The following is a 20,072-nucleotide window of genomic DNA, read 5'->3' on the forward strand; positions in this document are numbered from 1 at the left end:
GTTGTACACCGTTTTTTTTCTAAAGTTCATTAATTGTTTTTTCAATTTCTATTTGATAAACTTCGTCAAATAATGCAACATAGCTATCAGTAGTTTTATAACCTTTTGTTACTAAATCTAATGCTATGTTCAGATTTTCACGACCAACTATTGAGTCATTAATCTCAATTTGAGCAAGACCTTTATAATAAAACGATTCACTACTTTTATTCCACAATTTAATTGTTTTATCGTAATATTCAATAGCTTTTTTCTGTTGCCTTAATAAATGTAATGTTCTCGCTTTTTGAAAGTAAATTTGATGAGAAATCCAATTTTCATTGTGTTCTTTTAGTTCAGATTCAATTGCTTTATCAAATAATTCTAATGCTTTAGAATATTGTCCTAATTCTTTATAGCATAGAGCTTTTGCATAAAGTATGTTGTCATCTCCCACATAATCATCAAAATTAGGTGTAAAAGAATCATATCTGTTCAAGTGAAATAAAGATTTTTCAAAATCTCTGTAATAATAAAGTAATAACCAACCATAATAACCATCTATTTCTTTTGGTTCTAATTCGGAAGCTTTGTCTAAATATTTAATAGCTTTGTTATAGTTTCCATTTTTTGTATTCTGAATTGAAACTAAATGATATTCTGAAGCACTAAAGTTCTTTAGGTTTTTTATTGACTTTTCAATCATTTCGTTTCCTTTTTTATGATATCCAAACCATTGGATTTGTGAGCCAATAGCATAATTAATTATGTAATATGGTTTTGGTTTAATTATAACAAAAAGTAATATTAATACAACTATTGTACTTAAAAATCGAAGTATGATACGTTTAACCCATTTTATCATTTTGGTAAAATTTCTTTAATTTCTCCATTAACTACTTTAATTGCAATAAATTTAAATGAATTAATGTTTTCATTATTATCATTTGTTCCAGGAATCCAATTATTTAATTTTTTGGCTATTGAAACTGTTTGGTTAGTAATAGAATCATTCATAGTTATTGATTCGTATTTTAGATTGTAAGTTTCAAATTCAAAATTTCCAGTTTCTCCCTCACAATTGACATCAAATTGAATTTTTACTATTCCAGAGTTTTGACCTTTTTTTACAGGAATATATTCTTCTTTATATTTTTCTTTTATAGCAAATAGTCCTCCTTGATAATCTAATCCTGTTAGATAGTATGGTTTAAGAATTCCTAAACCACATAAGTCTAATTCACCAGATTTTCTATTACAAGAAAAAAATGTTATGATTGTTAAAATGTAAATTAAATTTCTCAATCTTGGATTCAATGTTCTAACGCAACAAAGCGTTGTTAATTTTTGATGCTACTAAGCTATGTTTTTTATTTCAATATCCATCATTTCTTTAGGGGTTTTGTACGCTATAATTTTCCGAGGTCTATTGTTTAATTTTTGTTGAATAATTTGGAGTTGATTTTCGCTAATTTCATTAAAATTAGTACCTTTAGGTAGATACCTTCTAATGAGTCCATTTGTGTTTTCGTTGGTGCCTCTTTCCCATGAAGAATATGGATGTGCAAAGTAAATTTTCATACCTGTTTTTTGCGTTATTTTTTGATGTCTTGCCATTTCAATACCGTTGTCATATGTCATTGATTTTTTATAAATAGGATTTAATTTATTTAATATTTTACTAAACTGATTGGCAACTTCCATCGCTTTTTTCGATTTTAGTTTGATGATTAAAGTGAACCTTGTTTTGCGTTCAACAATTGTTCCGATAGCACTTTTATGGTCTTTTCCAATGATTAAGTCTCCTTCCCAATGTCCAACTTCATCTCTAAGTTCAATATGCTTAGGTCTATTGTCAATACTGACTTGATTGCTTATTTTAGAACCACCACCACGTCTTTTTTTATGAGGTCTCCGCCTTGTTTTTTTACGAACTAGAAGTTTGATTAATTTTTTATTTAAACTAGCTTGTGGTCTGGTGTAAATGTGTCTATAGATAGCTTCATGTGAAATAGACATTATTGGGTTGTTTGGATATACCTCTTTGAGTCTTCCTGAAATTTGTTCCGGAGTCCAGTTTGATAAAAGCCCTTTATAAACAAAAAATTTGAGTAGGGAATAGGTGCTTATTTTATCAAGGTTTCTTTTGTTCGCATAATCATCTTTAGCGTTCCAATGTGCTAATTCAGCATCGTATTTATCTTCTTTATTTCGTACCCATTTAGATACTTCTCTAAAGATTGTTGAATGTGCTCTTTTTAATGTTTTAGCAATATAAGATTTAGACTTTTTTTCGTTTAAAAGAGTCTGAATAATCACTCTTTCTTTTAGAGTTAAACGTCTATGCTTTTTTATTTCCATTTTACAAATCTATAATTTTAGATTTGTTGCGTTAAGTTATTGAATGGAGCAATTCCTTGCATTCAAATTGTTGCCAACGTATTTGTGTATGGTTTCGTTACGGAAAAGAGCGCAGCAATTTTCCGAACTTAGACCAAAGATAGTGAAAGTGCGAGGATTTTCTGCAAGAAAATCCCCCGTAATGAACTATACACGCTGTTGGGTTTTCGTTATATTTGTTTACTATTTTAATTTTTATTGTTGAAATAATTTTTCCGCAATTATTTCCATAAAGAATTTTAATTCCGCAAACTTGGTAAATTCCACGATTTATTCTCTCTCTTTTTAGTATTTAATTCTGTTTTAATTTTACTTTTCCGCAATTATTCCTAAAGAATTTAAATTCCGCAAACTTGCTAAATTCCACGATTTTATTTTTCCTCTAGCATTCAATTCTATTTTTATTCTTTCCGAGATTTCTCTAGGGTAGAATCGCTGAAAATTTAACTCCTAAATACTCTAACTTTTTACAGAACAATTCTCAACTGGAATTTTTCTGTTTTTTGAAAAATATTATTAGAAAACAAAAATTTTCAAATTATATTTTTTACGGTTTTCTGAGAAAAATTCCGATATAGTTTTCCACAAGTTTTTCTAACATTTTAAACTTAATTAAAAATCTAAAAGTTTGAATTTTTATGATTTTTTGTTAATGAAACCCAACGATTTTGTGTTATGAAAAGTTGTGTATTTGTGAGCGGCAAATTTTCCGCAGGAAAAATTGACAAACGCAAATACACACTAGCTTGTGTTAAAGCACTAAACTAAACAATTTTTTATACACATTGTTGCCCACAGTAGTTTTTTTCGGCTTGTAACTCATTTTTTTTGTTTTTTTAATTCAGGGTTTGAGTAAGCAAATCTGCAAAGCTTTTCAATTCCGCAAGCTTGCTAAATTCCGCAAGAGTAATTTCAGCGTTTAGCTCCTATTTCCATAACGTTTATAAATTCCGTTTGAGTGAAAAGTCCGCAAAGTTGCTCAAAAATCCGTTGTGATTTTAATTCCGCATTTGAGTGAGATTCCAGCGTAATATATTCAGTATTTTACTCTGTAATATTCAGCTATTTTTCAATTCTGAATTAATTGCGTCTGAGTGATTTCCGCTATTGTGGGCAACGTTTTTGTATATTATTTGTTGCGTATTTCGAGCAACTAATTTAGTAAATAAAAACGGAATATAAAATTTAAAAAAAGCTTTTCATAAATATTTAAAAACTAGCAATAAATTATATACGTTGTTGTGTTTAGTGGTTTTTGCATTTTAGTTCATTAATTTTATTAGAAATTCAAATTTTTCAATTTATTTATAATTCCATTTTCATTTTAATGAGCTTTTTTGATTTTAGAGTCTAATTCAGCCAATTTTTTTACGTTTCAACTTTCAATTCTTTTTTTTATTAAAAGCTTAAATTTTTCAATTTATTTATGAATTTTCATAATTACTTTTTAATATTAACGATTTTTTGCGCTTCAGAGCTTAATTCCGCCGATTTGCTGAGTTTTTTACGTTTCTACTTGTATTTAGCTATTTTATTAAAATAATTTTTTCTGCGCTGATTTTTTCACGTTTCAATTTTTTATTTTAATAGAGTAGAAGTCTTTTTCAGTTTTTAGTATTTTTTGTCTAGAGTTTGTGTCAGCTTAATTTTTCGGTTATAAAATACTGATTAGGAATTTCTGAGGAAATTCCGCCATTAGACACAACGATTTTGTATATGATTTGTTGCGTTTTTCGAGCACCTAAAATAGTAAATAAAAACGGAATAGGAAATCCGCCAAGGATTTTCGTAAATTTGTAAATCACTAGCAATAAATTATATACGGTGTTATGTTTATCGGTTTTGAGTTCTAAATAATCTTTCTACTTGAAATTTTATTCAGCTCTTTTTTCCCGCTTCAAAGCTCAATATTTTTCCCGCTTTCAAAGCTCAAATTCCCTGTTTTCTTTTTCTGCTTTAAATTCCGCTGTTGTGCTAATTTTTTTATCCCCACAGTTTTTTTCCGGCTCAAATTTTACTTTTAAATGATTCTTTAATTTTTCCGTTTTATTCAATTTTCAGATTTCCGCCGTTGTGCTAAAATCTTTTCTTTTTACAGATTTTTTTCACGCTTTAATTGAATCTTTAATTTTTCATTCTATTTCTAACTAGTCTTAAATAATTTTTAACGGTGCAATTTTCTCTTAAAATGGAGGAGAAGATATTTTCATTTTTAGCTTTTGAGTATTTCTTTTCGGCATATAATTATGTCAATTTACTTTTTAGAACTCCTAAAACACAAATTAGGAATTTCTGGCTGAAATTCCGCCGTTAAACATAACGTGTTTGTATATGGTTTGTTGCGTGTTTTAAGCAACTAATTTAGTAAAAAAAGCGAAATAGAAAATCCCCTAAGGATTTTCGTAAGTAGGCTAGAACTAGCAATAAATTATATACGGTGTTGGGTACAGTAATTATTACTTTATTTTATTTATTTGTTCAGATACCAATTTATTCTTTTGTTCTTTCTCTTTTTTTTCAATTTGCTCATCTAGTATTATTTCAATTGCAGTTCTTAAAATTGGAAAATACTCTTTGCACTCCTCTTCTTCAAGTTCGTGAATTCCTTTACTCAATATTGAATATATTTTTCTGTTTTCTACTAAAAATTTAGGTAAACTATCTTTTGCAAGATTAATTTTACCTTTGAAATCAGATTCAGCAACTTGTTCTTTAGTTAGCTTTTTTTCAATTATAAGTTGATTAATTTTAGGGTAAACAATATGTTTTTCAATAATCCTTCTTAAATAAACAAACGAGCCAATTCCTACTCCGTGTGCAGCAAGTCCAACAGCTTTATTTAATTCTGAATAGATTACACTATTTAATTTTCTATATTTATTTAAATCTTCTTTGTTTAAATCAGCTAAAGTTGGATGTTGTCCAATTTTAATAAGTTTTGTTCCTATTATTCTAAATAAGAATATTTGACTATGAGAAGAATCATTAGGTTTTCTTGGACAATTAAATTTTCGAACAAATACGCATTTTTTCTCTAATTCCTCAATTAATGTAATTTCCTTATTATTTATTGAATAATGTCCATTATGCATTCCTGAATCTTTCAGTAAACCGCCTAATTCTTGACTATTAGAGTCTTCGCTGTTAAATGTTGTATTTTTTTTACAAATTGAGCAATAACTATCTATTGTTTTAAGATTATTATAATTATCCTCACGACCAATAAAATATAATAAATTTAATAAATCCATTTCATTTATATTCTCCAAAGAATAATTAGAAAAAAGAGAATCTTCTAAAAGAATTTTTTTGTAATCTATTGTCATTTTTTCTGTCATATGTGATTTTTCTTATTGTACCCAACGTTTATGTATAAGATTAGTGGCGTGTTGAAGCACCTAATTTAGCAAATAAACACCAGATAGAAAATCCGAGAGGATTTTCGTAAGTAGGCGATAACTAGCCATTAATTTTATACGGTGTTGTGCGTAGGCTTTATTCCCTTTATTATTCAATTCCGTTTAATTTTTATATTTTCCGACGAATTATAAATCCATTATCGATTTTATCAAATCCAATTTTAGGATAGTATTCCATAGCATTTTGTGCCGAAAGTAAAATCAGCGCAGTTTCTTTTCCGATTTCCTTTTCAGTCAATTCAATTAGTCGTTTTCCAATTCCTTCTTTTTGGTATTCGCTTTTTACAGCTAAATCCGACAAATAGCAAGCATAACAGAAATCAGTTATCGAACGTGAGATTCCAATCAGTTCGTTATTCAACCACGCAGTTATAATCAGATTTGAATTTGCATACATTTTCGTAATTCTTTCGCTATCTTTTGTAGGTCTATTTATTCCTGAACTATCATAAACCTCAATTATTTCAGATGTCTTTGGAATAATTCCAACTTTAAATTCAATATTATTCATTCGATTTCTATGGTTTTTTCAGCTTACGCACAACGTTTTTGTGTTATGAAAAGTTGTGTATTTGTGAGCGGCAACTTTTCCGCAGGAAAAATTGACAAACGCAAATACACACTAGCTTGTGTTAAAGCACTAAACTAAACAATTTTTTATACACATTGTTGCCCACAGTAGTTTTTTTCGGCTTGTAACTCATTTTTTTTGTTTTTTTAATTCAGGGTTTGAGTAAGCAAATCCGCAAAGCTTTTCAATTCCGCAAGCTTGCTAAATTCCGCAAGAGTAATTTCAGCGTTTAGCTCCTATTTCCATAACGTTTATAAATTCCGTTTGAGTGAAAAGTCCGCAAAGTTGCTCAAAAATCCGTTGTGATTTTAATTCCGCATTTGAGTGAGATTCCAGCGTAATATATTCAGTATTTTACTCTGTAATATTCAGCTATTTTTCAATTCTGAATTAATTGCGTCTGAGTGATTTCCGCTATTGTGGGCAACGATTTTGTGTTATGAAAAGTTGTGTATTTGTGAGCGGCAAATTTTCCGCAGGAAAAATTGACAAACGCAAATACACACTAGCTTGTGTTAAAGCACTAAACTAAACAATTTTTTATACACATTGTTGCCCACAGTAGTTTTTTTCGGCTTGTAACTCATTTTTTTTGTTTTTTTAATTCAGGGTTTGAGTAAGCAAATCTGCAAAGCTTTTCAATTCCGCAAGCTTGCTAAATTCCGCAAGAGTAATTTCAGCGTTTAGCTCCTATTTCCATAACGTTTATAAATTCCGTTTGAGTGAAAAGTCCGCAAAGTTGCTCAAAAATCCGTTGTGATTTTAATTCCGCATTTGAGTGAGATTCCAGCGTAATATATTCAGTATTTTACTCTGTAATATTCAGCTATTTTTCAATTCTGAATTAATTGCGTCTGAGTGATTTCCGCTATTGTGGGCAACGTTTTTGTATATTATTTGTTGCGTATTTCGAGCAACTAATTTAGTAAATAAAAACGGAATATAAAATTTAAAAAAAGCTTTTCATAAATATTTAAAAACTAGCAATAAATTATATACGTTGTTGTGTTTAGTGGTTTTTGCATTTTAGTTCATTAATTTTATTAGAAATTCAAATTTTTCAATTTATTTATAATTCCATTTTCATTTTAATGAGCTTTTTTGATTTTAGAGTCTAATTCAGCCAATTTTTTTACGTTTCAACTTTCAATTCTTTTTTTATTAAAAGCTTAAATTTTTCAATTTATTTATGAATTTTCATAATTACTTTTTAATATTAACGATTTTTTGCGCTTCAGAGCTTAATTCCGCCGATTTGCTGAGTTTTTTACGTTTCTACTTGTATTTAGCTATTTTATTAAAATAATTTTTTCTGCGCTGATTTTTTCACGTTTCAATTTTTTATTTTAATAGAGTAGAAGTCTTTTTCAGTTTTTAGTATTTTTTGTCTAGAGTTTGTGTCAGCTTAATTTTTCGGTTATAAAATACTGATTAGGAATTTCTGAGGAAATTCCGCCATTAGACACAACGTGTTTGTGTATGATTTCGTTGCGTGTTTAATCACTAAAGTTAGCAAATAAATCACAGATAGAAAGTCCGCTAGGACTTTCGTAAGTAGGCTATAACTAGCAATGAATTATACACGGTGTTGCCTGTAGTTATTTTTCAAATTCAAATTTTTCATCCGTTCTTGTCAATTCCACTTTTTTATCGATTTGATATAAAAAACCAATTAATTCTTGAACTAATCTTGGTTCAAACATTGCTTTAAAATAATTCCGCTTTCCATTATGATAGAGAATTATTGTTTTTACAGCACCATCACAACAAAACATATTCCCTTTTTTAGTATCCTCAAAAGTTGTTATTCGGGATTTGACAATTAAATCATTCAGTTCTTTCAGGTCTTCATTTTTTAGTATTCCAGTAAAATTTCCAGAACGTTCTGAATCTTTGGAATTATAAGACCTATTTTTATAATAAGTTCCGTCTAATTTAAAAGTTCCATCTTTTAGAATTTCCAGGTGAATTACAGGACAAGAGCCAAAACAAGTTGAAGTATGAAAAACTAATTTTTCAAATTCAAAATTTTTATCTGTTATGAACTTTTGATTTTTGAAAGTCACAGGATTACTGTTTCCAAAAAAGTTTATCGAAAATTTAGATATTGGCTTAATAATCAAAATACTGTCGGTCATTTTTTCGATTTTGAAGTCATATCTGTCAGTAATCATTTTTTTGTAATCATCCGCAGAAGTATAATATCTTGATTGAAAACTCAAAGTGTCATTAAACACCTCTAAATAAAAATCGTCACTTGTTATTTTACTTGTTAAAGAACTTTTGTTGTCATATTCAGAGTTAAATGAAATCATCTCATTATCATCTGAAATCCATTTTCCTTTAAGCTCATTAGTTTGACTAAAACCAATGTTTAATGAGAAGAATAATATTAAGGGTATGAGTTTTTTCATAATTACAGGCAACGTGTTTGTATATGGTTTGTTGCGTGTTTTAAGCAACTAATTTAGTAAATAATTACCGACCAAGAAAGTCCGCGAGGACTTTCGTAAGTAGGCGATAAGCTAGCAATAAATTATATACGGTGTTGCCACCAGTTATTTTTTTCAGTTCAACAATGTTTTCATATTCTCCATTAACATTACTTTTCGTTTGTCAAAATATTCCTCAAAATTTTCTAATTCCAAATCCACGTCTGGAATTAAGTGAGAGTTCAAAAACTGTGTTCGATTAGTTTCGTTTGTTTCTTTATTTACCCAATCAATTAAATTCAAGTCGTTTTTTGACATATTTTCGTTAGCATCTAACATTTGCAAGTTATAAATCGAGTTAAATGTATGCCAACCATATTTTTCTTTGTTTTCCGAACTCAATTTGTCAAATGTTGAAGCTGGATGCGTATGGTCTTTGTGAAAGTTATTGTTTTTATAATCTAAATGAGGATATAAAAGCGACAAAATTGAAAAAGCATATTGATTGTCCTTTTGTGTATAAAGTATTTCTTCTAAAAATTCTTCTCCAACGCTCGTGTCTTTTCTGATGTGCTTAAATATTGATTCATTAGGAAATTTAACGATTTCAGGTTTTATTTTTGTTTCGAAGACATTATCTGTAAATGTTCTTCTCATTTGAGAAAGGACATTATCTGAAGTTCCTCCAAAAAGTCTTTTGATTAGTACAATATGAAGCCATTTTTTAATATTTTCTCTATCTTCTTTAAATTCCACTTTGTTAGAAAAGTCTCGATAAATACCTTTATGATATAAATAGTAAATAATTGGAATTACTGCGTTTTTAGAAGTTAAAGTAAAATCTGTAAATCCGAATGATTTTATTAAATCAAATGTCGATAAAATAGCATCTCTAATTTGTTCCCATTCTGTTTCAAAATCCTTTGCGTTGTCTTTGGAAAAATTAGTAACTCTAAATTTAATGTCTTTACTATGTAAATAGAGGAATGATTTAAGGACTAAATCTTTAGAAATTGAAAATCCTTTATCTCGAACACTATCGACAAGTTTGTGGATTTCTTTTCGAGCATCTTTTTTTGTCCAATTTGCTACCGCAATTGACATTAAAAGGTCTGAAAAATTTAAAGGTTCGCCACCACTATTAATTCTAATAAATATATTTAGAGCCTTATCAAGACTTTGCTCTTTTTCAAGGAAATAATTTATTATTGGTTTCTCAACTATTGTTCTCCTTAATTGTCTAATAGCTTTTCGAGAAAAACTGTTTTCAAATTCCTCAACAAAATCGTCAAATTTTTCGTCATCTGAATAATTTAATATTGCTCCAACTTTAAACCAGTTTTTGTCTTCCGTTTTGTAGATTTCTGTTTCTTGAGTAAGACTATTTTCTAAAAAGCTAAATTCATAAATTCTGCCATCTTCTTCATCTTTCAAATCATTCGTTATGTTAAGATATAAATGTCTTGTTGGAACACTCCATTCAGTATCTTCCCATTTGCGTCTATACTCTTTGTAAGCAAAACTTCCTTTTAGTCCAAGATATAAAGAAGTCAAACGCTGTTGTCCGTCTAAAACTGCGTTAAAAGAAGTAATTCCGTTTGTTGATATTTCTTCATTATGTGTTTTATATCGTTCTCGATATTCGTTAATGAACTTATAAAATCTATAACTTTTTGAAGTGCTTTCCTCAACATTCCAAAATAGGAAAGAACTAATTGGATAATTTCTCATAATTGAGTCAAAAAGCCATTCAATTTTCGAATGTGACCAAATGAACTCTCTTTGGATAGCTGGAAGTAAAAATTGATTCGATTCGATTCTTTCAATCGCATCAGAAATGGTAATCGGTGTTTGAAATGACATATTATGTTTCTGGGTTTTTCTTTAATTGGTGGCAACGTTGTTGTATAAGATTAGTTGCGTGGTTTAAGCACTAAAGTTAGCAAATAAAAACCGAATAGAAAGTCCGCGAGGACTTTCGTAAGTAGGCTAAAACTAGCAATTAATTTTATACGGTGTTGCCATTAGTTTTTTATTCTTTCTTTTTTTTCGGCTTTTTATAATTCCAATATTCATCTTTATTTAATGCGCCTAATAGTTTTCCTATTTTACCAACTCCAATTTTTTCTTCGGGAATATTTCCTTCAAATCCATTAGCTTCTGGTCTTGCAATTAAGTAAAATCCGCCATCTTTTAAAATATTAGGTTTGTCACTCACAGATGCAAGTCCGAAATAATATTCATCACTTAAAACGACAACTATATCGGACATTCCAAAATTCCTTTTTATTTTATATGCGTAAAAATCGTCCGAATTAATTTTTTCAATTTCTTTTACAGCACTATGATTCGTTAATACTCTTTCAATGAAAGGTCGTATTGTGTAATGTAAATCTTTACCCATTTCCCTTTATTTTATATTCGTTATAATCTATGAAGTTCTGATACTGCTCCTTTTCATTTTGATAGAATAAAGTATCGTGAAGGTTACAAGAAAATTTTAGTTTAAAATCCATTTTTAAAATTTTCATTTTACTTTGAACTTCTTTATTGTTTTTATGTTCAAAGAATAATACAATGTCTACATCTTTGGCTTTTTCTGGAATGAAAATAGATGAACCGAAAATATACCATTCATTTGGTTGTATTTTTTTTATTTTTTTATTCAGCCACTTTTGTCTTGCTAAAAATGTTTTTGAAGTTTTTGCATAATTTAAACAGTTGTCTTCAACGAGATTTTTAAATTCTATTGGGAATTGATACGCTGAATAATCAAAATCTTTATTTCTTATGTGTTCTTCAAAAGCATCTATGTGCAAAGTCATTTGATTCACTAAATCTTCAGTTTCTCTATCGTAAAGGTTTGTGTTTGCATTTAGAATATCCTTAATTTTTTCATTATTTGGGATGATTGTTTCACTTCTGTATTTATACCACATTGTGAAGTCAGTTCTTAATTCTTCTTCAACATCAGCACCAGAATTTGGTCCAACTGTTTTAAAGACATATTCATTGTCTTTTAAAATCGGATAAATTACTTGACAAATTTTTTCAAATGATTCGTATTTCAAAACTCCAACATTTTTATATTCAGGTTGAGATTTTGGTTCAGATTTTAGGTCAATTAATCTGTTTCGAGTATTGTAAATAAGTCCAATAATAATTACAATTAAACCTAATAACCAATCCCATTCTCCAACAATTGAAAACTGAAAGTCAGTATTGTTTTCATTGTTTGTTTCTAAAAAAACATTTAATAAATCAAGCCATAAAGGTTTCGTTAGTAATGAAGTTCCACAAATAACTAAAACATATGTTATTCTGTTGTAGTATTTTGGTTTAAGTAACCTTATTATTTTTTCTAATTTTTCCAATAATGACGTGGTTCTTAAATTAATGGCAACGGTCTTGTGTATGAAACGTAGCGTATAAACAAACGCTAACTTTTCGGATTTAGCACGAGCCAAATTTTTTATTTTTTATGTTTAATTTTCTTTTATAAATATAACCAAATAAAAAATTTGGCGTACTTTGTAAATAAGCAAAAACCTCTCGGAAAGCCTATAATAGCTATGTTTTATACACGTTGTTACCTGCTGGCTTTTTCTTTCCGCAAACTTGCTAGCGTTGGCAAAGACATACTCTTTTGTAATTTTTGGCTTGTGTGGTGGCTGAAGCGAATTGCAAATGTGTATGGCTTTAAGCGTTGGCTTTTTCAGTCAGATATTCCGCTTGAGCTTCTTTAAATATTCTTAACTGCTTGTTTTGTTCAATCAATATTTCATTAAGTTCGTGAGATTCTTTTTCTTGATTCGGGAACTGAATTGAATAAGCACTTGGAATTGATGTATCTACTTTTACATCTGGTAAATGTTCCTTAATTTTTTCTAAAGATTTCTCAAAATAGTTTTCACTTATTTCGCAACCAGTTAAACTAATTCCTGCATTGTAGCAAGCGATAGCAATTGTTCCACTACCTAAATGTGTGTCAAGTATTTTGTCTCCTTGTTTAGCATACATTTTAAGTAGCCAATTATAAAGGTCAAGTGGCTTTTGTGTTGGATGAGTTTTATTTCTATTTTTTCTTACGCTATAGTGAAAAATTTTAGCAGGTCTATCTAATGAAGACCAAGCCATTTCAGCCATTGCAAAATTGTTAAGTGATTCAGGTTGTTTTTTATCCCAAATTATATAACCTTTATTGTATTCACTCCTTAACCACAATTGTCCAAAATAATTACCACCCCAAATAATTTGATTTTTTGAAACACGGAAAAGTTCATTAAAATATTCATCATTGGGTTTTACATCCCATTGTGCATATTCTTTCATATTAAATTTTCTATCTCCACCTCTTTTAGTTTTGTTTAAAATTCCATAAGGTGGGTCAACAATTGCCAAATCAAAATAATTATCAGGATATCTTGACATTAAATCCATATTGTTCTCTCTTGTAATTGATATCATAATTATTTTTATCTTTTTGTTGCGAACCTTTCTATAGTCATATTTGAAATGCTTTTACTAATATCGGTTCCTAAATTATTTGTGATTATTGAATCGAAATCTTCAAAATCGATTTCTCTTATGTCGTTATCTATGCAGTTATATAAAAATTCTGAAAATGTACTTGCTCTAATTATTACTATTGGCGAAGTTCTGATGTCTTGCAAAACAGCAGGCACGTATCGTGGTGCAACTACAATAGTATATTGACCACCTATTTTTTCTCTATGTCCAGCTAATCTGCCAGAATTTATTCCAGACAATTTATTTTTAGTTGATTTGGCATCAACAGCAAACTTTTTCTTTTTCGTCAAATAAAGACACTCAATGTCTGTGTTTCCTGCACCTCCAATTTTTTCTGCATCTACATTGTAGAACATATTAAAACCATCTGTCAGAGCATCTTCAAATAAGTAGGCTTCTTCTCCATCTGTATTATTTGAATACTGTTCAATTAATTTTGGAAGATTAAGTAATTCAAGCTTTAATTCATTTTCAACTTCTCCGATTGAATCAAGTAAAATTCTTGGATAGAAACTATAAATCTCTTTTATAACATCTATTTTTAATCTTTCAGGGTCATTTAGTAAAAGTGGTTTTTCTAAAAAAGAGTAATTTGTTTCAAGACTATTAACTAGGTCTTTTAATTGAGCTGGAATTTCTACAACATTTCTAGTTACTTTTCTAAAAGTTTGTGTTGTACCGTGTTGAAGTTTACAAATTAATTCTCCTTGTGTTTTATCTAAAACACCTGCCCCTGAAAATAATGTTGACACATAATAATCCCACTCATACGCTGAATTCACATAAGCGTGTCTATCTTCCTGAAATTTTTCAGCTAATTCTTCGTTGGATAATTTTCTTAAATCTAATATCTCTTTTACTAACTCTTCATAAATATCAGAAGTTACTTCTTGGATAAACACCACAATATAAGCAACTTCAAAAGCAAAAAGTTTGTTTTCTAATCTAGAATCGGACAGTAACTTAAAAATTAATCGAAAAGGATATAATTGAAAATCTTTATTAGTACCACTATGAGGATGTTGGTATTGAACAGCCCATAACATTGTCAGGAATATTTTCGAAGACTTTTCCTTATCCTCAATATGTTTTAAGAAAAGATTTCCAAGTGGACTATATAAAAACCTATCATCACCATCAATTTTCGCTTGATATCCAAACATATAATATGACAGTTGATTGATTTTATGATTTATTGCATCAAGAGGCATATCAGGATTTCTCTCACTATATAAACCTACTTCACGTAGTTTTAAATTTAGACGTGCTTTCTCTTCTTTCGATATTGCAGTTTTTGAAAACGATTTTAAAAACTCTGCAACTGAACATAAAAGTTCAAAATCACTTATGTGGCGATATAAAATCCACTTTTTGCTATCTATTCTTAATGTCATTATTAATTATGAATCTGTTCAACAATTTTTTTTATTAACAAAGGTGGAATACACTCACCAATACATTTTCTTATTAAAAGCTCATTGGTGTCATTCGGAATATTCCAGTCAGCAGGTAAAGAAGATAAAAGCATTAGTTCTAATGGTGTCAAAACCCTTGCATCAGAATACAATCCATTTGATAATTTTCTTCCTGGATGAACATTTAATTGTGAGCTGATTGCATCATTTCTCATTGTGATTGTTGGTGCAGGTTCGTCCCATTTAATTCTGCGATAAGTAGTGTTGTAGCTTTTTATTCTATCTCCGTTTTCTTTGACAGGAAAATGTATTTTGTTCTCAAATGCTGTTTTTCCGGTTGGTGTATTCTGCATCCAAGTAATATGTCTTTCATTATGTTTTCTCGCAAAATGCCATTTTAAATTAGACTTTTCATTGGCTTCAATACTTGGAAGATGTCCAATAGCTTCTTCTACAGTAATAATATTTTCAGTTGTTGGGGAATTCCATTTTAATCCCTTTTTATACATTTTAATTATTGCACGAACTCTTCTTTGTGGAACACCAAATAGTTGTGCATCATATTCTTCTGCTTCTATTTGATATTTATCTTTAAAAAGAAGCGATAAAATGTCAATTATTTTCATTAACTGACCTTGAAATGGTAACTCTATTTTGAAAAAAGTTGGTACGTTTTCAATTAATACATAATTCGGATTCTTTTTTTCAATAAATTCGATTATTCTAAAAACTAGAAAATTTCTTTCGTCAGTTAACATTTGATTTTTACTTCTGTTTTTTCCAGCTACACTCATTCCTTGGCAAGGTGGTGATGCTATCAAAAAATCTAGATTATCAGATGATGATTCAAGAATCTGATTAAATATTTTTTCATTTTGAATATCGCCAGCTATCATATTACAGTCTTTATTGACTGAACGATATAAATTTGCTCTTTCTTCCAAAAGCTCATTTGCAACTGTAATATTAACACCTATTTCATTGAAATAAGTTTCTGAAATTCCAGCACTTGAAAATAAAGATGTTCCTATCATTTGTTAAATTGTAATAAACCTTGTGTTGCTTTTGTTATTCTATAATAATCTGCTTTTTCCTTTGCAAGACTTAAAAGGTCAGCAGTATTGTCTTTTTGGTAAATTAATTCAGCAATTTTTTCGCTTAAAAATTCTTTTTCAAGTTGTATAACATCTAAATTAAAAACATCAGCAAGTTTTGGAATTATATCTTCCGAAACGCTTCGTTTTTGATTTTCAATTTTTGAAAGTGTTGACTGGTCTATGTCCAAAGCAGCAGCAAGCTTTGTTAATGTCAAATTATTTTCGATTCGCAATTTGTTAATGTACTCTCCAAATGTTTCTTTCATCTTCTTGAATATTTTGCCTTGACAATTTTGTCAAATATAGATAATTTTATTCAGATAAGAGTGGTTTGAGCGTTGGGAAATTTTAGCTCTTTTGGTTTTTCGAGCGTTGGAATTTAGCGTTGGCAAAAACCGAAAGTGCTAAAATATGCGGCTGGTTTCAGCTTGCAGGTAACGTGTTTGTGTATGATTAGTTGCGTGTTTTAAGCACTAAAGTTAGTAAATAAAAACTGAATTTTACGTTTGCGAGAATTTTCGTAAGTTATCTAAAACTAAGAAATTAATTATACACGTTGTTGGCAACTGGCTTTTAAAATCTCAATTGTAAATTCAGTTTGAAATATAACTTTCCATCTTTTTCTTTATAAATTTTTCCAAATCTATGTCTTGTCGTTGATGGTGTGTCTAATTTTATATTCTCAAAAAGATAATCTTTCAAGCTTTTACTATCTATTATGTGAAATCCTAAACAATCGCCTGATTTTTTCATAACAATTGTTCCGTTTGCTAAATATTCGCCATTCCATTTTTTGCCAGCAAAAAAGCCTAATAAAATATCTACTAAAAGTCGTTTTACTTTTATTTCTAAAGATTCTTTTTCTCCATAATTAATCTCTTTATTTAAAATTCCATCTTTATGAATTTCATTTATTATTTTAGGTAGTTTAGAAATTCTCTTTTTGTAAAAACTTAACAATAAATGACCAACGATATTTGGCATTAAACTATCAGAGATTTTTAAATTATGCTCCATTGTTTCTTTTTCAGCACCAACATAATTAAATGTACCACCTAATTCCTCAATGAATATAATTCTGTCCTTTAATTTTGTTTTTGTTTCTATTGCGTTTATTTCATCAATGTTTGATTGATTTAAACCTTTAATTTCAAATATAAAGTTCGTATTTCCAGAAGCATTCAAAAGGGTAGGTTTACTACCTAAATATGACTTTATTCCAAATCCTTCGTTCTCTTTTTTGATTTCTGTATTTTGAATATCTAAAACTATATCAGATTTTTGACTACTTGTTCCTCCTTTAACAACATTAAATCCTAAACCATTCTGTATTATTTCAAATTCTGGAATATTAAATGTTCCTTTTCCATTTTGAATTGATTTTGTTAATTCTTCTAAACTGTTTACATTTAGAATATTTGAGATGTCAATTGTTTTGTTTTCTCCAGAAACATTATTAACCGCTTTAATTTTTGTATTATCTAATATAAAAAAATCTAAATCTAAATTTCGAGTTGTTACTTTCGAGATATTGAAAAAGTCGAGTTTTTGATTTAAATCTTTATCTGATAAATGAAGTTTTTGCTCTGCTAATAATTTGACAAAAACTAATAATTCTGTCCATTCTCCTTTGTTTTTGGTTTCTTTCATTTTTGGTTTTGAAAAACTTGAATTTTCTAATGTTTTTAAATGGTTTAACATTTGGTTGCCTACTTCTTGTATAGCATCAATTGCAACACTATTTCCTAATTGTTTTATTGCTTGAGTTTTACTTACAGGAAATTCAAAATCTTCTGGAAAACCTTGCATTTTTTTTCCTTGCTTTACTCCAAGTTGTTTTACTTCTCCATTCACTAAATAAGCGTCCCAATTCCTTCTATCATCTATTTTTGAGCCACGACCTCCAACTCTGATTGTAAATCCAATTTCTCGACTACAAATACCTTCCCAAACATCACTCATATTAAATTTTAATGGTTTAGTTTTTGGAAATGAAAAACCTTTCATAAAATTCTCATCTCTAAAGCCAATCATAAAAGCTCTTGGTCTTAATTGTGGTAAACCATAGTCTGATGCTTTTACTATTTTAAAGTAAAATGAATATCCTAATTCATTTTCTAAAATATCTCTAATGATTTTAAAAGTTTTACCATTATCGTGAGTAACTAAACCTCTAACATTTTCAAGAAAAAAAGCCTTTGGCTTTTTTTCTTCTAAAATTTCTGCGATGTTGAAGAATAAGTTTCCTCTTTCAGAATTGTGATTGTCTTCAAAACCTCTTTTAAATCCGGCTTGACTGAATGGTTGACAAGGAAATCCAGCACAAAGCACATCAAAGTCTGGGATATCATTTGGGTTTATATTTCTTATATCATCATTGAAATTATCTTTTTTGAAAAGTTCAGGAGATATTTTTTTGAAGTTATGTTCGTAAGTAGTTCTTGCAGGTAAATCCATTTCAGACGCAAACACACACTTTCCTCCTAAATTATGCATTGCGATATGAAATCCGCCAATTCCAGAAAATAAGTCAATAAAAGTAAATTCGTGTTTTTTATCCATTCAGTTTTTCAGTTTTAATTCGCAAAGGTAAATTTTTAAAATGGATTTCAGAATTGTATTTGAAGTTCTGTTTTTGCTTGTTGCCAACTGGTTATATAGAGAATAACATTCTCAATTACTATTAAACTCATCCGGATAAAAGGAACTTTTGTTCTTGTTTACCGAATACTAAAAGTTACAAATAGGATTATATAAAATAAAAATAAAGGTAATTTTTTTAGCAACACTAATATATATAAATATATGATATACTTCTATTAAATTTTTCCATTATCTAAAAAATGTTTAGGGTGTGTAGGTTCTTTATTTAAATTAGACAAAATAGTATCTAACGGACTTTTAATATCTAATAAATCCTTTTTAGCAACATGGGTATAAATCATTGTTGTTTCAGGTTTAGCATGTCCTAATAACTCTTGAATATGACGTAAACCAATACCATTTTCTAATAAATGAGTTGCATAACTATGTCGTAAAGTATGCGGAGTAACATTTTTTTTAATACCAGCAAGTCTAGTAGAGGTGTGTAAAAATTTACGAACACTACTGTCAGAATATCTTGTACCTGAAGGGCTTTCAACAAAAAAACGTTTCGGAACATAAGTACTTATATAATTTTTCAGTAGCGGTAAAAAACTATCAGCTAAAATAACATACCTATCTTTTCTACCTTTTCCGTTTTGTATAAATAATTGTCGTCTAGCTACATCAATATGTAATAATTCTAAACTAATTAATTCACTAATTCGTAATCCGGCAGAATATAATAAAGCTAATATAGCACGATGTTTTAAATTTTTGGTAACTTTCAATAAAGTAATAACCTCTTGTTGAGACAATATAGATGGCAGGTTTTTAGAACGTTTAGGTCTTTCTAAAACAAACGAATTTATATGACAAGTAGGGTAAAAAGCTACAAATAATTTTAAGGCACTAATAAATTGACGTTGAGAACTAACACTATATTTCCTCGCAATAAAAACAGTTTCAATAAATAACTCAACATTTCTATTAGTTAGAGAATTAATAGGCGCAGGCTGAATAAAATTAATAAAGTCTGCAACAAATGTAAAATAAGTCATTACCGTACTTTCACTATATCGCTTTCCACGTAAATATTTTACATAATCTCTAATAACTTCTTTATTTGCATTAGTAAGTGTTCGTTGGTTTTTTACACCTCTATGTTGTATGTTTTCTAAAACTGAAGCATCTATTTTTATAATAGCTATATCAACTAAAGCTTCTTTAATTTCTAGGAGTACATCATCAGAAAAAGTACAAACCCAGCCATGTAAAGTTTTACTCCAACTAAATTTTTTTAAACTTCTAATACTATTAATTACACCATCATTATATTTAAATAACAAAAGCAATACTACATTTTTTCTATGTAGTTTTTTCAAAGCAGTAACAACTGTTTTTTTTGAATATTGGGTTTTCATAACTCAATAAATATACAAAAAATAATAATAAAAGTAGTGTTATGTAGTTGAATTTTAAATTATTATCCTTATAATTTAATGTGGTTAAAATTTCTAGAAGCTGTTTCTCGCTTTTCGCACTCGCTTTGTTTATTTTTTTTAAATAAAAATAAACAAGAGCTCAAACAAATGCTACAATCGGGACTAAGCTTTTTTAGTAAGTTTTTTATATACCTATAAATT

The 20,072-nt window shown here is 28.8% G+C and carries 15 protein-coding genes; all 15 read right to left on the bottom strand.

The features are described from left to right. Nucleotides 1–19: 19 nt before the first annotated feature. The 15 genes from ACN5J4_RS00180 to ACN5J4_RS00250 all read right to left on the bottom strand — a co-directional run bounded on the left by ACN5J4_RS00180 (nucleotide 20) and on the right by ACN5J4_RS00250 (nucleotide 19,850). Nucleotides 20–844, bottom strand: coding sequence for a tetratricopeptide repeat protein (locus ACN5J4_RS00180; protein ID WP_101931895.1), 825 nt, complete (start codon nucleotides 842–844; stop codon nucleotides 20–22). Then, entirely contained in the window at nucleotides 841–1,284 is a 444-nt protein-coding gene (locus tag ACN5J4_RS00185) for a hypothetical protein (protein WP_101931896.1), read from the bottom strand. The genes ACN5J4_RS00180 and ACN5J4_RS00185 overlap by 4 nt, the downstream gene beginning before the upstream one ends. A 51-nt stretch (nucleotides 1,285–1,335) precedes the next feature. Continuing rightward, nucleotides 1,336–2,340: an IS30 family transposase gene (locus ACN5J4_RS00190; protein ID WP_418649941.1), complete on the bottom strand. Its 1,005-nt coding sequence runs from the start codon at nucleotides 2,338–2,340 to the stop codon at nucleotides 1,336–1,338. 2,495 nt (nucleotides 2,341–4,835) lie between these two features. Continuing rightward, the gene (locus tag ACN5J4_RS00195) at nucleotides 4,836–5,717 is read right to left on the bottom strand and encodes a hypothetical protein (protein WP_193700394.1); all 882 of its coding nucleotides are present in this window, start codon (nucleotides 5,715–5,717) and stop codon (nucleotides 4,836–4,838) included. A 190-nt stretch (nucleotides 5,718–5,907) separates the two neighbouring features. Next, complete coding sequence (locus ACN5J4_RS00200) at nucleotides 5,908–6,309, bottom strand: GNAT family N-acetyltransferase (protein ID WP_418650152.1); 402 nt, start codon at nucleotides 6,307–6,309, stop codon at nucleotides 5,908–5,910. A 1,658-nt stretch (nucleotides 6,310–7,967) separates the two neighbouring features. Then, nucleotides 7,968–8,783: a DUF6438 domain-containing protein gene (locus ACN5J4_RS00205; RefSeq protein WP_418650153.1), complete on the bottom strand. Its 816-nt coding sequence runs from the start codon at nucleotides 8,781–8,783 to the stop codon at nucleotides 7,968–7,970. Nucleotides 8,784–8,936: 153 nt separating this feature from the next. Beyond that, entirely contained in the window at nucleotides 8,937–10,664 is a 1,728-nt protein-coding gene (locus ACN5J4_RS00210) for a DUF262 domain-containing protein (RefSeq protein WP_418650154.1), read from the bottom strand. A 169-nt stretch (nucleotides 10,665–10,833) separates the two neighbouring features. Continuing rightward, nucleotides 10,834–11,205 (bottom strand): hypothetical protein, encoded by a 372-nt coding sequence (locus ACN5J4_RS00215; protein WP_418650155.1) that lies wholly within the window; start codon nucleotides 11,203–11,205, stop codon nucleotides 10,834–10,836. After that, complete coding sequence (locus ACN5J4_RS00220) at nucleotides 11,198–12,175, bottom strand: hypothetical protein (RefSeq protein WP_418650156.1); 978 nt, start codon at nucleotides 12,173–12,175, stop codon at nucleotides 11,198–11,200. The genes ACN5J4_RS00215 and ACN5J4_RS00220 overlap by 8 nt, the downstream gene beginning before the upstream one ends. A 325-nt stretch (nucleotides 12,176–12,500) precedes the next feature. Continuing rightward, complete coding sequence (locus ACN5J4_RS00225; RefSeq protein ID WP_418650157.1) at nucleotides 12,501–13,232, bottom strand: DNA methyltransferase; 732 nt, start codon at nucleotides 13,230–13,232, stop codon at nucleotides 12,501–12,503. A 44-nt stretch (nucleotides 13,233–13,276) separates the two neighbouring features. Beyond that, entirely contained in the window at nucleotides 13,277–14,725 is a 1,449-nt protein-coding gene (locus tag ACN5J4_RS00230) for a restriction endonuclease (protein ID WP_418650158.1), read from the bottom strand. 2 nt (nucleotides 14,726–14,727) lie between these two features. Then, nucleotides 14,728–15,780: a DNA cytosine methyltransferase gene (locus tag ACN5J4_RS00235; protein ID WP_418650159.1), complete on the bottom strand. Its 1,053-nt coding sequence runs from the start codon at nucleotides 15,778–15,780 to the stop codon at nucleotides 14,728–14,730. Next, entirely contained in the window at nucleotides 15,777–16,109 is a 333-nt protein-coding gene (locus ACN5J4_RS00240) for a helix-turn-helix domain-containing protein (RefSeq protein WP_418650160.1), read from the bottom strand. The genes ACN5J4_RS00235 and ACN5J4_RS00240 overlap by 4 nt, the downstream gene beginning before the upstream one ends. A 307-nt stretch (nucleotides 16,110–16,416) precedes the next feature. Then, on the bottom strand, nucleotides 16,417–18,405 hold the full coding sequence (locus ACN5J4_RS00245; RefSeq protein WP_418650161.1) for an HpaII family restriction endonuclease: 1,989 nt from the start codon (nucleotides 18,403–18,405) through the stop codon (nucleotides 16,417–16,419). A gap of 257 nt (nucleotides 18,406–18,662) precedes the next feature. Then, complete coding sequence (locus ACN5J4_RS00250; protein ID WP_418650162.1) at nucleotides 18,663–19,850, bottom strand: tyrosine-type recombinase/integrase; 1,188 nt, start codon at nucleotides 19,848–19,850, stop codon at nucleotides 18,663–18,665. Nucleotides 19,851–20,072: the final 222 nt, after the last annotated feature.

Source organism: Tenacibaculum aestuariivivum (assembly GCF_964507685.1).
In the GTDB taxonomy this organism is placed as follows: Bacteria; Bacteroidota; Bacteroidia; order Flavobacteriales; family Flavobacteriaceae; genus Polaribacter; species Polaribacter aestuariivivum.